12 protein-coding genes and 2 tRNA genes are annotated in these 12,014 nt (G+C 57.9%); 8 read left to right on the top strand and 6 right to left on the bottom strand.

Going from position 1 to position 12,014, the window contains the following annotated elements; translation table 11 throughout:
- Window positions 1-181: 181 nt before the first annotated feature.
- Both NQ014_RS09230 and NQ014_RS09225 read right to left on the bottom strand, forming a co-directional pair.
- Window positions 182-826 (bottom strand): TetR/AcrR family transcriptional regulator, encoded by a 645-nt coding sequence (locus tag NQ014_RS09230; RefSeq protein WP_016422282.1) that lies wholly within the window; start codon window positions 824-826, stop codon window positions 182-184.
- 95 nt (window positions 827-921) lie between these two features.
- Window positions 922-1,110 carry a hypothetical protein gene (locus NQ014_RS09225; RefSeq protein WP_042388509.1) on the bottom strand — a complete coding sequence of 63 codons (189 nt, stop codon included), beginning with the start codon at window positions 1,108-1,110 and terminating at the stop codon, window positions 922-924.
- Here NQ014_RS09225 and orn point away from each other — a divergent pair.
- A complete protein-coding gene (gene orn, locus NQ014_RS09220; RefSeq protein ID WP_257074962.1) occupies window positions 1,109-1,762 on the top strand; it encodes an oligoribonuclease in 654 nt (217 codons plus the stop codon). The genes NQ014_RS09225 and orn overlap by 2 nt on opposite strands.
- A gap of 142 nt (window positions 1,763-1,904) precedes the next feature.
- Window positions 1,905-1,980 (top strand) — tRNA-His (locus NQ014_RS09215).
- Between the two features lie 273 nt (window positions 1,981-2,253).
- Here NQ014_RS09215 and NQ014_RS09210 read toward each other — a convergent pair.
- Together NQ014_RS09210 and NQ014_RS09205 are read right to left on the bottom strand one after the other, a co-directional pair.
- The gene (locus NQ014_RS09210; RefSeq protein WP_257074959.1) at window positions 2,254-3,048 is read right to left on the bottom strand and encodes an ABC transporter ATP-binding protein; all 795 of its coding nucleotides are present in this window, start codon (window positions 3,046-3,048) and stop codon (window positions 2,254-2,256) included.
- 102 nt (window positions 3,049-3,150) lie between these two features.
- A complete protein-coding gene (locus NQ014_RS09205) occupies window positions 3,151-4,167 on the bottom strand; it encodes an FtsX-like permease family protein (RefSeq protein WP_257074958.1) in 1,017 nt (338 codons plus the stop codon).
- 149 nt (window positions 4,168-4,316) lie between these two features.
- On the opposite strand from NQ014_RS09205, the gene NQ014_RS09200 reads away from it, so the two are divergent.
- Window positions 4,317-5,522 carry a sensor histidine kinase gene (locus NQ014_RS09200; protein ID WP_257074957.1) on the top strand — a complete coding sequence of 402 codons (1,206 nt, stop codon included), beginning with the start codon at window positions 4,317-4,319 and terminating at the stop codon, window positions 5,520-5,522.
- 61 nt (window positions 5,523-5,583) lie between these two features.
- Window positions 5,584-6,267: a response regulator transcription factor gene (locus NQ014_RS09195; protein ID WP_080969579.1), complete on the top strand. Its 684-nt coding sequence runs from the start codon at window positions 5,584-5,586 to the stop codon at window positions 6,265-6,267.
- Between the two features lie 53 nt (window positions 6,268-6,320).
- Here the strand turns inward: NQ014_RS09195 and NQ014_RS09190 are convergent, their stop codons facing one another.
- The gene (locus NQ014_RS09190; RefSeq protein ID WP_016422276.1) at window positions 6,321-7,490 is read right to left on the bottom strand and encodes an Ig-like domain-containing protein; all 1,170 of its coding nucleotides are present in this window, start codon (window positions 7,488-7,490) and stop codon (window positions 6,321-6,323) included.
- Window positions 7,491-8,153: 663 nt separating this feature from the next.
- On the opposite strand from NQ014_RS09190, the gene NQ014_RS09185 reads away from it, so the two are divergent.
- A tRNA-Lys gene (locus NQ014_RS09185) sits at window positions 8,154-8,226 on the top strand.
- Between the two features lie 175 nt (window positions 8,227-8,401).
- Here NQ014_RS09185 and NQ014_RS09180 read toward each other — a convergent pair.
- Window positions 8,402-8,683 (bottom strand): DUF3618 domain-containing protein, encoded by a 282-nt coding sequence (locus tag NQ014_RS09180; protein WP_005511166.1) that lies wholly within the window; start codon window positions 8,681-8,683, stop codon window positions 8,402-8,404.
- Between the two features lie 150 nt (window positions 8,684-8,833).
- Here NQ014_RS09180 and bcp point away from each other — a divergent pair, with 150 nt between their 5' ends.
- The 3 genes from bcp (at window position 8,834) to NQ014_RS09165 (ending at window position 12,011) form a co-directional block, all read left to right on the top strand.
- On the top strand, window positions 8,834-9,361 hold the full coding sequence (gene bcp / locus NQ014_RS09175) for a thioredoxin-dependent thiol peroxidase (protein ID WP_257074953.1): 528 nt from the start codon (window positions 8,834-8,836) through the stop codon (window positions 9,359-9,361).
- Window positions 9,362-9,436: 75 nt separating this feature from the next.
- Window positions 9,437-10,096, top strand: a complete 660-nt coding sequence (locus NQ014_RS09170) for a TetR family transcriptional regulator (protein WP_373467719.1) — start codon at window positions 9,437-9,439, stop codon at window positions 10,094-10,096.
- Between the two features lie 160 nt (window positions 10,097-10,256).
- Entirely contained in the window at window positions 10,257-12,011 is a 1,755-nt protein-coding gene (locus tag NQ014_RS09165) for a neocarzinostatin apoprotein domain-containing protein (protein WP_257074951.1), read from the top strand.
- Window positions 12,012-12,014: the final 3 nt, after the last annotated feature.

The raw sequence follows: 12,014 nt of genomic DNA, 5'->3' as shown, positions 1-12,014 counted from the left end.
ACGTGATGGATGAGCAGCTGCGTGGCGTGATTTAATGCAGCGGAAATGCAGCGGTTTGCCGGTTTTTGCGCGTGTTTCTGCTGGTCAGGGCGTATTCAGGAGTGGGTTCGAATCCTTCTGGGGGCGCAAAAATAACCCGCCTGGCCTGGTTCTATACCAGTGTCAGGCGGGTTTTTACTTCTTAGTTCTTCTTGTTATCCGCAGGATCCGGGCGCAAGTAGCGGTCAACCATGTCGACGACCTCTTCGACAGATTCCTTGTCTAGCGTCGCGTCCTTGCCATCCGGGCGCCACACCAGCACCATCGTCTGAATCAGACGATAAATGTTGCGCGCCAGCAGATATGGATCGTGCTCGCGAATAGTGCCGTCTTCCTGCCCGTGACGGACACCGGGGAGAATGAATTTCTCCACAATTTCCAGCTGTGTATCGCTCATCTCTCCAGTGAGCGCTTCTAAGACACGGTCGGGATCTGTCTTGACCAGGCCAGGGAAAAAGTCACTTTCGATGATGCGTTGAACGACGATTCGAATACGCAGCAACATGCGAGCGCGCGAATCGCCAGGGACATAGCGGAGCCCCTCAAGCATGTGCAGGATTTCGCGGTTGGTCACTTCCCCCAGAAGCTCACCAATGTCAGCGTATCGACGATATACGGTCGGACGCGAAACTCCTGCCTTGCGAGCAATTTCTGCAATCGAAGTCCTACGCAAGCCCACAGTCATTACGCTTTCGCGCGCAGCGGCAATGATGACATCATCGACGGATGGTTTCTGTGCCGCGGTGGTGCTTTGAGCAGCGTCGCCAACACGCCTCGTCTCATCCATGTAACTATTTCTCCCGTTGGAATCCGAACTCAGAAGTAATTTTATCAGGCAAATAGGTCGATTTAGTTCATGCCCCGTTGTCCAATTCTAAGATCTTACTTTCCAGTTAATTTCGTTTCCCCCACAATTCGCTCCACAAACCACACGGCAATCCACACGCCCGACCACAGCACAATCCACATCGCTAAGCTGGGCGTAGTCAGCGTGTGCCCCACAGCCCAGTCCGGGCACAAAATAAGGCGCACTGCAGAATCATGCCGAATCTCAGCGAAAGGTGAAATCATGGCTCAGCCCGATCCCAACCTCCAGCTCTCCCCTGAGCTCGACCGCATCGTGTGGATTGACTGTGAGATGACGGGCCTCGAACCCGAGCGCCACGTCATTGTCGAAATCGCGGCTCTCGTCACCGATGCCAACCTCAACGTCCTCGGGGAAGGCGTGGACATCGTCGTGCACGCGTCCGAGACGGAATTGGCGCAGATGGATGATTTCGTCACCAAGATGCATGCGAAGTCCGGCCTGGATCAGGAAATTCGCGACAGCAAGACTAATGTCGCCGACGCCGAACAGGCTGTTTTGGACTACATCCGTCAGTGGGTTCCCGAGCCGCGCACCGCCCCACTGGCAGGCAACTCGATTGCCTCCGACCGCAAGTTCATCCACCGCTACATGCCAGAGCTCGACCAGCACCTGCACTACCGCATGATTGATGTGTCTTCCTTCAAGGAACTTGCCCGCCGCTGGTACCCCCAGGTTCTCAAGGGCGCTCCAGAAAAGGGTCTCGCTCACCGAGCTCTTGCAGATATCAAGGAGTCGATCCGCGAGCTGGACTACTACCGCCGCGCCATGCTTCTGCCCCACCCCGGCCCCGAAGGCGACGCTATTTCTGCCGCAAGCAAGGAATCGACGGAAAAGTACGGTGAGATTCGCGGCTAGCTCGCTTTATGACGACCCAAACCCCACCCTTTCCCAAATTTATCCGGGTTGACCTGCTGTTTTTGTTTCCAGCCCACTGTGGGCTACCATATAGTTCGCTGCAGAGATGAGCCGAGAATACAGCTCCTTTCATGCGGTAATGGTGACTGTAGTTCAGTTGGTAGAGCACCAGGTTGTGATCCTGGGTGTCGCGGGTTCGAGTCCCGTCAGTCACCCCAAGTAGAACCCTCGGCCAGGTTTTTCCGGGCCGAGGGTTTTTGTGTTTCCGCCTTAGCAACTGCGTTTATGGTTGGCGGCGGCGGGCCAATCCAAGTTACTGACTGCGTTTATGACAAAAATGGCCCGAAAAATAGCCCGAAAGTGTCATAAACTCACACAGTTTCACATTTGCAGCCCGTAATTTCTGGGGTTAAAGGCCAAAAATGTGCGCCTTTCCGGCGGCGTGGTTATCTGACCCAGCCTTTTCGATGCCGCCTCCTCCCCCATAGTCACTACCGAGTAGCTACCAAGCCAGCATCCGCGGACTGCAGCTTGCCGTCAACCATCTCCACGATTCGGTCGGCACCGTGAAGCTGCCCCAGGTCGTGGGTGATGTACAGGGTGGCCACACCCATCTTCCGCGTCACATCCATAATCAGTCGCGTCACCGCCCCTGCACTCTTCTGATCCAAAGCCGCGGTCGGTTCGTCGACTAGCAGCACTTCCGGCTCATTCATCAGTGCGCGCGCAACATTGACACGCGCCTGTTGGCCACCGGAAAGCTGGCTCACGCGACGTTCTCCCAGCCCAGCCAGGCCGACTGCCTCGAGCAATTCATCTGCGCGCTTCTCCGCTTCACGACGGCCACCTGCGGGCCACCCGAAAACACGGCCCAATCGCCGCATTGCGATGAGCTGCTGCTTGACCGTCAGCGCTGGCAGAAGATTCGGCTGCTGGAAAACAATACCGATGTGTTCGCGACGAATCTTGGCAGCATCCGCGCCGCGAGCGCTCAGATCAATGGCCGTCCTTTCCGCACTCTCGTCCGCGTCTGCACCGTTCGCGTCCTGCTTGTTGGAGTACAGCGTGACATGTCCGGTATCGGCACTCTTCAAACAACCTGCGATGGTCAACAGAGTCGACTTGCCGGAACCCGATGGTCCGACCAGCCCCACTACCTCGCCTGCCCGGATTTTCAGCGAGATGTCATCCAAAATGGTGCGTTTGTTGTCGCCATCTTGGACGGTCAGCGAGATGTTCTTCAGAGCGAGTGCCACGGGAGCTTGGCTGTCGATGTAGGTAGTCATTTTGTCCTCAATTCCTCAATTCCTCAGTTGCAGGTTGTGCGTGATTAACGCGATGTGAGTGTTCTGTGGGAAGCCGCCGTGCTAGGCCGTACTAACGCACTACTACGCATTCGCCAGTGCGGTGGTCGGATCGACGCGGAATACCGGCACCAGTGCCAGCAGCGCACCAACTACGCCGGTCACGGCCAAAATGAGCCCCGGCACGACGGTCGTGGAAGCATCGACCACAATTGGCATGACGTCGCCGCTCTGCAAAGCCCAGCCCGCTGCTGCAGTCACCACAACACCGCCGCCGACTCCGATTGCCAGCACGGCCAAGACCTGTGCCAGAGAGTCAGCAACCAGCACGGAGCGGGACGCACCGAGCGCCGAGGAGATTGCCACACCACGCAGTCGTTGAACAGTCCACACGGTGAAGAACGCGCCTACCACCAGCGCAGAAATCACATACAGCATCGAGGTCATCGCGTTCAGCGAAGTCTGCTCGCCCTGGTAAGAAGCCGACAGGTTGTTGCGCTCGCTGTCGCGCAGAATGGTTCCTTCCGGGACATTCGGCAGCTGCGCCGCAGACTCGTCGACAACCATCGCCGCCGGCACCATCTGCCCCGGTGTCAGGTCTTCCATCACACCGCGCCCGGCATAAATGACTGCCTGGTGATCCAACCACTTATCCCCCGCCACGCGCGCAACGGTGGTCTCTTTCTCGCCCATCGCGCCAGACAGGGTCAGCGAGTCACCTTCCGCAAGGGCGGTTTCACTGACACCGTCGATGACGGCCACCTGGTCGTCGTTAAGCGAAAAGTCGGAGATGACGGTGACGGGCGTTTCATCGACGCGCGCACGACTGACGTAGACATCGCGGACATTTGCGCCGTTGTCGCTCGCCCACGTCTGGACGCTCTTTCGCGCCGTCTCTCCGATGCTTGACGACGACAACGACGTAGCCCCCTCCGAGATGACGACGGCGTCGTTTTTGCCGTAGACCTCGTCAAGTGCGGAGACGGACTGGGCGGACAGGCCGGCGGCCAAAGCCGAGAGGAACGCGACCATCACAGCAATCATGCCGACGGTGATGGTGATCAGTGCGGCACGGCCTGGAGCGGCTCGAAGTTCTTTCATTGACTGGTACATACTCATTATGGTCGTGGATTCAAAGGCGGATTTAATCGCCATGGAGGTTGAACTTCGTCTCCAACTTTCGGTTGATGTTGACAATTCCGGCTCGTCAGCGGTGTTTTGGCAGGCGGAACTGCCCTAAGCTCGAGAGCGTGGATACTCCTGAGACCCTGAACCGCAGCTGGCAATTACTGCGGTTTGCCCTGGATGTTTTGGTGCTGGTGCTGCTGGCGGTATGCGTGGTTCCGGCCCCGCAGTGGCGAATCATCACCTATGCGGCGTGCTTTCTAGCGGTGTACATCGCAGGTTCCATTGGGCCGATTGGGCAGGCTCGGCATGGCAACGTAGCCAACGAGGTCGCGCTGACTAAGTCGCGTGGCCTGCTGTTGGGCTGGCTTGTGATTCTGCTGCTGTGCTGGGCGGCGTTGGCGTTTGCAACGCTGGACGCCTCGTTCCTGGTTTTCCCACTGTTTTTCGTAATTTTGCAGGTAACCGGCGGCTTTATAGCCGTAATCATGGTGGCGGCGACAACGGCGACGGCAATTGGCGCCATCGCTATCCATACTCCGCTGACATTTGGTGGTGTCCTCGGCCCCATTCTGGGTGGGACGTTTGTACTCACGGTGGGGCTGGGGTTCCGGCTCCTGCAGAAGGAGACTATAGAAAAGACCAAGGCGCTGGAGGAGCTCTCAGCCGCCCGCGCCCACTCGGAAGCACTGTCCCGTCGTGCCGGTGAGCTGGACGAACGCGCACGTCTCGCAGCCGATATTCATGACACCGTGGCGCAGGGGCTTTCCTCCATCCAGCTGCTGCTGCATTCGGTGGAGTCCCGCATGAAAAGTGCTCCCACTCAGCATGACCAGACCTCGGTGGATTCGCTACAGCTCGCCCGCAAGGTTGCGGCCGACAATCTCGCCGAGACCCGGCGCATCATCGCAGCACTTCAGCCGGCTCCCCTCGAAGGCGCAGACCTATCCGGTGCGTTGGAGAAAGTCTGCTCCTCCACGGTGCTGGGCGATGCTGTCAGCTTCTGCGTCGACGGCACACCCACGCGGCTGCCGGCCACCGTCGAAGCAACCATCATCAGGGTGGCCCAGGCGAGCTTGGCGAACGTCGTCAAGCATGCACACGCCACGCGTTGCCGTGTCACCCTGACCTACCAGCCCGACGAGATTCTGCTCGACTGCGTCGACAACGGCATCGGCTTCGACCCCACCGCACCAACTAACGACGACAGCGTGGGGATCGCCAACGCGCGCCGACGCGTGGAGAAGCTCGGCGGCACCTTCACCATCGAGTCGGAACCGGGGCGTGGCTGCGGTGTCAGCGTCAGCATCCCGCACGAGCTCGCCTCTTAAAGTCCCGCGCCTGGTATGCAGGTAGGAAACGACCATTCACATCACCCTAGGAGTTAGCCAGGTGACCAAGCCCATCGGAGTCCTCATCGCCGACGATCACCCCATCGTCCGCGCTGGTCTTCGCGCAGTCGTTGAATCGGCGCCGGATATCGTCGTGGTTGGCGAGGCGGCCAGCGGTGACGAGGCGGTCGAGAAGGTGCGCGCATCGCTTGACGACGACTCTTGCGACCACATCGATCTGGTACTCATGGACCTTCGCTTTGGTGAGGCCCCTGGCACTGCTACCCGCGCAGGCGGAGTTGATGCCACCGCAGCCATCCGCGCACTGGCCGGGCGCGGCGCAAAGGCTCCAGAAGTGTTGGTGGTGACCAATTATTCTTCGGACTCCGATGTGCTCGGCGCTGTCACCGCAGGCGCAGTTGGTTATCTGCTGAAGGATGCCGCTCCGGAGGAGCTCATCGATGGTATCCGTCGTGCCGTTCGCGGCGAGACCGTGCTGAACACACAAGTGGCCGGGCGCTTGATGGGTCGGATGCGCAACCCCAATACAGCACTAACCCCGCGCGAACTCGAAGTGCTCGAGTTGGTCGCGCGGGGTATGTCGAATAGAAAAATTGCAGAACAGCTGGTGCTCACCGAAGCGACTGTGAAATCGCATCTGGTACATATTTTCACCAAGCTAGACGTCAGCTCCCGCACCGCGGCTGTTGCTCGGGCGCAGGAGCTGGGAATGTTGGGTGATTAGGAAACGGACTAACCCGCGTGGCTTAAATGATGGCCTCACTTAGAGGACATGGACTACCAAGAGCTGGTCTCGTCGGCGTTGCCCTTCTTCCAGGTCTCCCACGGGATGTTCCAGTCACCTAGTCCATCAACACCGGAGAGCGTCTCACCAATCGTATTCTTCACAATCACGATGTCACCGCGCTTAGTGTTGTCCAGGAACCACTTAGCGTTGGCGTCAGTGACGTTGATGCAGCCGTGAGACTGGTTGACGCTGCCCTGTGCCCACGTTGACCACGGTGCACCGTGGACGTAGATGCCGGAGTAGGACATCTGCGTTGCGTAGTTAACCGGCGTGACGTAGCCACCGTTTTCCAGAGACAGGCCGTAGGTACGGGAGTCCATCACCATGGTCTCGTTGCGATCACCGATGATGTACTGGCCATTCGGAGTCGGGTGAACATTCGACCCCATAGAGATAGGCATGGAGTTTACGACTTCACCGTTCTTCTTAATGACCATGGTCTTCGTCGCATCATCAGCGATAGCAATGACTTCATCACCGATAGTGAAGCTGGTTTCGGCGGACTCCGCACCGTACATATCGTCACCAAGATCCGTGCCGTAAATATCGGACTTCACGGTAACCTTGGTCCCCGGCTTCCAGTACTCCTTTGGACGCCAGCGCACCTCACTGTTATTCAGCCAGTAGAAAGCGCCTTCCACCTTAGGCTCGGTGGTCACCTTAATTGCTTCCTCAGCAGCCTTGCGGTCCGAAATACTCGCGCTGAACTTCACAGCAATAGTCTGACCGACACCCACGGTGGAACCATCCAGCGGGGACAGGTAACCATTTACCTGAGAAGTCGGCTCGACGGTGGTGAAAGAAGTAGCCAGCTTTTCTGTGCCCGAGGTGGCGTTAATCTCATAGGTCTTTGAGTAGCCCAGGGGTTCTGCAGTGGTCCACTTGGTACCACTGGAGTCGAGCTTGCCCTTGACTTCTTTGCCCTCAGGGTTGGTCATAACAACCTTGTCCAGGCGATGTCCCTCTTCCACCTGAACCGAAATCGGGTCAACCACCGAAACATCGGTGGCGTCGTCCTTCACACTGGCGACAAGACCAACGTCTGGCTTCTCCGCCTCTTGCTGCTCGGCATTATCTCCGCCGACGGTACAAGCAGCTAGCGAGATGGTGGTCGCAAATGTCACCACCGCCATCGACAGGCGCTTAAAAGATTGCCGCATGATCGTGCTTCACTCCAACAGTGCAATTATTAAGTAGTAAGTCCCGGGGACACACTGCGACACACAGCGGAGTCCTGCTACAGCCCCTGGTGCGCCCTCGAAAAAGGTCAGACTACCCTGCAGCGGCACTAGCCACCGATAAAACGCTCGCCCTAACTGAAAAGCCTTATTGACTGCCCAATCGCAGTCATCAACCCCTCACAGGGCGCAGCACGCAAAGTAGCCCAACGGTTCCTACAGTTAACCCTCTGGAAAATTGCTGTGCAACCCCAAAAAAACGGGGCACTTCAACCGACCTGGGAAAACAGCGCCCCCTTGAAGCTGCGTTACTGAAAAGTAATCAGTTCGCTATTCAAAAGTGCCCCCGGTCGCTTTCGGACGTTACTGAACACCGCCGAACGTAACCGAACGCCACTGGGGCATCTACGCACACTCCCAACGTTGATGGCATTGATACAGGCCCTACCCCACTTTGAGGATTTCCAAACTTTTTTTGAACTTTTTTCAAACGGTTGCGCAAAACGTTTCAAAAAAACATGCAAAAACACCGACCAAAAAACAGGGCCTGACCAGCCGATTTTACAAACAATCAGAAACCTGGTTATATATCTTCTCGTTGCCGGCGAGGAGCTCACACAGAGAGCACCAAGCAGGAAACAGTAAGCGCCATTAGCTCAACTGGCAGAGCAGCTGACTCTTAATCAGCGGGTTCGGGGTTCGAGTCCCTGATGGCGCACAATACAGACCGGGAAGGTAGAAATACCCTCCCGGTCTTTTTGTTGCATAACAAGCGTAGGCGCCAACTTGCAACCCTCGCTTGCGCCCCGCGCCTGACTCAAACAAGGGTTAGATACGCAAAAGCGCACGGCCCCAGGTAACTACCCGAAGCGCGTGCGCTAACTACCGAAAAACTACTTAGCAGCAGTCTCAATCATCTCGCGAATGCGGTCGATTTCCTTGCTGCGGTTACGGTTGCGACGAATGCCCATTGCGATGCCGCCAACAACAAGTGCGGCAACGACACCCAGTGCTGCCTGCACCTTCGGCTCATTCAGAGCATCGAGAACGCGGGTCTTTGCGTCATCCGCAACGTTCTTCGGATTCGTTCGCACGGTTAGCTCATCCAGAGTACGGGCGAGCTGGTTACGGTTACGCTCAATATCGCGCTGGATATCTTCAATGCTGCGAGCCACGTAAACTCCCTAAAAAGTTGAATATCTAAAGTGATTGTTCGCCTAAAAGACTAACACTTCCACTACAGCAACGTGGGCGAGCACGGGGAAAAACTCAACGCATTGCTTCAGAGTCGACACGCACCGCTCCAGAGTCGATACGATGAAGCCATGACTACTTCTTCCTCCAGCGACAAAGAATACGGCCAGAACAACATCCGTCTGGAAGCTGGCGACCCTGCCCCAGCGTTTACTCTTTTCAACGACGCCGAAGAGCAGGTTTCTCTGTCGGACTACGCGGGCAAGCCCGTGCTGATTTACTTCTACCCGCGGGCCAACACCCCAGGTTGCACCACTGAGGCATGCGACTTCCGCGATGAATCCGCAGCCCTGAATGATGCCGGCATTCCTGTCGTAGGTATTTCTCCGGACAAGCCGGCGAAACTCGCAAAGTTCCGTGAGGACCACGGCTTGAACTTCGCCCTCCTGTCCGATCCGGACAAGGAAACCATGACCGCGTTCGGCGCTTTCGGCGAGAAGAAGAACTACGGCAAGATTGTCCAGGGCGTCATCCGCTCCACTTTCTTGGTCAATGCCGAAGGCGAAATTGAAAAGGCCTGGTACAACGTTCGCGCCAAGGGGCACGTCCAGCGCGTACTGCGTGACTTGGGTGTGGAATCACAGGCTTCCGAAAGCTAACTAGCCGCAAGGCCTACTCTGACCCCGGCCCCAAACTCTCCTCCCACATCATCCCGATTAGACGGTTTCGTAGTAGTGACACAATCCCAGGACGCACCGAATATTCTTCGTCCCCGTCGCACTCCGGCTCAGCAACGCAGCCGAGAGCGGTACGCACGCATGCTCAGCTCGGCACGCACAGTGCTCATCGAGCACGGGTTTGAGTCTTTCACTTTCGACGAAGTCGCTCGCATCGCCGATATTCCCATTGGCACGCTCTACCAATTCTTCGCAAACAAGTATGTGATGATCTGTGAGCTCGACCGCCAGGACACTGAGGGCGTCATCGAGGAAGTCTCACGCTTCGGCGAGACAGTCCCCACCTTGAAATGGCCGGAGTTTCTCTCGGAGTTCATCGATCACCTGGCAAAACTCTGGCGCGAGGACGTTTCAAGAAGAGCCGTATGGCTGGCTGTTCAATCAACGCCCGCCACACGCGCAACCGCAGAAGATACAAAGTCACGCCTGGTCAACGAGATTTCAAAGGTGCTGCGCCCGCTGGTGCCGTCGTCAAGCGATGCGGAACTGAACTTCATCTCCGACCTCATGATTAACGCCACGTACGCCCTGCTGAATTATGCGGTGGACCATCCGGGAAGCGATGCTGAGCGGGAAGCTCATTACGAGCTGACGGTGCAGGAAATCAAACGCATGACAATCTCTTATCTCATGAGCGTCGCGGAGGCCGCAGACTAGAGAGCACCCCTCGCCTACCTCGGCAGGGGCATTTATTGCCCTTATCAATGCGCGGAGGGTAGGCTTGCCTTAGTTATAGCTTTACTCTGGTCAGCGCGGTGGGGTTCCCTGTTTTTCACCGCGCCTGCGCCGGAACTCCCAAACAGAATCAGAGGTTCACATGTCCACGACGCAGGGCGCTTTCCGACGGAGCCTGCTTCCCCGCTCTATTGTTCTAGCTTCGGCAATCGTAGTGAGTACGGGATTTTTACCCGCAGTCCCCGCATCGGCACAGTCACTGCCATCGATTGGACAGCTCGGCGGTTCGCTCCCCGGCATCGGCGACCTTCTCGGCGGCAGCACCGATCAGTCTGAGCGCCAGCTCTCCGTGACCCCTGCCACCGATCTGTCCGACAGCGCCACCGTGACCATCAAGGGAGTCGGCTACCCCGCTAACGCAAATATTTACCTGGCCCAGACAATCGAGAAGCCAACGTCGGGCTACCCTTCGACCTACGGCGAAGCGGCCAAGGTGACAGTCGGCGCTGACGGAAGTTTTACGCAGGAGATGAAGGTCGCGACCAGCTTTGGCGATGTCGACTGCACCTCCACCCAGTGCTACGTAGCCTCCTTTACTGCGTTCCCTAATCTTTCTGACCGCAGCAATGACCAGTGGGTCCCCATCACTTTCAAGGCGGGTGCTACTTCCCAGGCTGCTCAATCACAGGGTTCCACCAGCGCGGCACCGAGCGGTGGCCAGAGCACTGGTCAGGCATCCGGCTCGGGCTCACAGTCACCGTCGCAGTCACGAGGCAACGCATCGGTGAGCCTGTCCAAGACCTCAGATTTGAACCCGAGCGGCGACACCATTCGAGTCGAAGGCAAGGGATTCAAGACCTCTGGACCGGGCATCTACGTCGGTATCGCGCAAAATGACCAGATGGATGTGACCAACGCCGATTCCTTCGGCCCGGATACCCAGTTTGTGTCTACCTCTCGCGGCAACTTGAAGTCCGACGGCAGCTTCAGCGTGGATCTTCCGGTCAGCGCGAAGTTCGGCACGGCAGACTGCATGCAGAACGCTTGCTCGGTCTACACCATTGCTGCTCACGGTTCTTCCGACCGCAGCCAGGACACGGCGACCGCGGTATCGTTTGCCGGCGGAGCTGCCAAGCAGGACGCTACCCTGCCCTCCGGCGGTGGCTCCTCACAGTCCGCAGGCAGCGCAAGCTCCGGCACCAGTGGCAGCACAGGGTCTAGTGGAACGAGTAGCACCAGCGCTTCCGGCGGCTCCAGCAGCTCCAATGGCAGCAGCTCCTCGACTGGCACCCCGTCGGTAAGCCTGTCCACCACGGAACTGAACCCATCGGGCAGCACCGCAATTGCCGTCTCCGGCACCGGATTCAAGACCAGCGGCAACGGCATCTACGTCGCAGTGGCTGAGAAGAACAAGTTCTCCACCACCAACGCTGATGCTTTCTCCGCCGCTGAGTTTGTCCGCACCTCCCAGATGTCCTCCGACGGCAGCTTCTCTACAACGCTCAATGTCGAGGCCGTCACATCGGCCGCCAACTGCGTCGAAAATGACTGCGCGCTCTACACCTTTGCTGCTCACGGTTCCTCCGACCGCAGCCAGGACACGGCCACGGACCTCAGTGTCGGCGGCTCCGCCAAGGAACGCGAAGAAGCTGTGAAGGCCGGCGCCTCCAAGACCGGAGAGTCCAAGGCCAGCGGCTCCTCCAAGGCATCTGGCAAGGCTTCCGCAAAGTCCAACGCTTCCGGCAATGGCCTCGACGAAGTTGATGTGCAGACTCAGCAGGCCGCGACCAACTCCCCGCTCCAAACCGCCGCAGTCGCCGGAACCGGCGCAATCCTGGGCGCGCTAATCTTCGGTGCCGGCATCCTGGTCGGTCGCCGTCAGAAGTCCGTCGATTAGCGC

The sequence above is a fragment of the Corynebacterium sp. 5QC2CO genome (assembly GCF_024580435.1).
GTDB classification, from domain to species: Bacteria; Actinomycetota; Actinomycetes; order Mycobacteriales; family Mycobacteriaceae; genus Corynebacterium; species Corynebacterium jeikeium_D.
Note: the sequence above shows the minus strand (reverse complement) of the source record. Positions and strands in the feature narration are given on the sequence as shown.

Coding starts and splice junctions, on each gene's coding strand:
- NQ014_RS09230 (WP_016422282.1), bottom strand. CDS start 826: ATGGATGAGACGAGGCGTGTTGGCGACGCTGCTCAAAGCACCACCGCG.
- orn (WP_257074962.1), top strand. CDS start 1,109: ATGGCTCAGCCCGATCCCAACCTCCAGCTCTCCCCTGAGCTCGACCGC.
- NQ014_RS09225 (WP_042388509.1), bottom strand. CDS start 1,110: ATGATTTCACCTTTCGCTGAGATTCGGCATGATTCTGCAGTGCGCCTT.
- NQ014_RS09210 (WP_257074959.1), bottom strand. CDS start 3,048: ATGACTACCTACATCGACAGCCAAGCTCCCGTGGCACTCGCTCTGAAG.
- NQ014_RS09205 (WP_257074958.1), bottom strand. CDS start 4,167: ATGAAAGAACTTCGAGCCGCTCCAGGCCGTGCCGCACTGATCACCATC.
- NQ014_RS09190 (WP_016422276.1), bottom strand. CDS start 7,490: ATGCGGCAATCTTTTAAGCGCCTGTCGATGGCGGTGGTGACATTTGCG.
- bcp (WP_257074953.1), top strand. CDS start 8,834: ATGACTACTTCTTCCTCCAGCGACAAAGAATACGGCCAGAACAACATC.
- NQ014_RS09165 (WP_257074951.1), top strand. CDS start 10,257: ATGTCCACGACGCAGGGCGCTTTCCGACGGAGCCTGCTTCCCCGCTCT.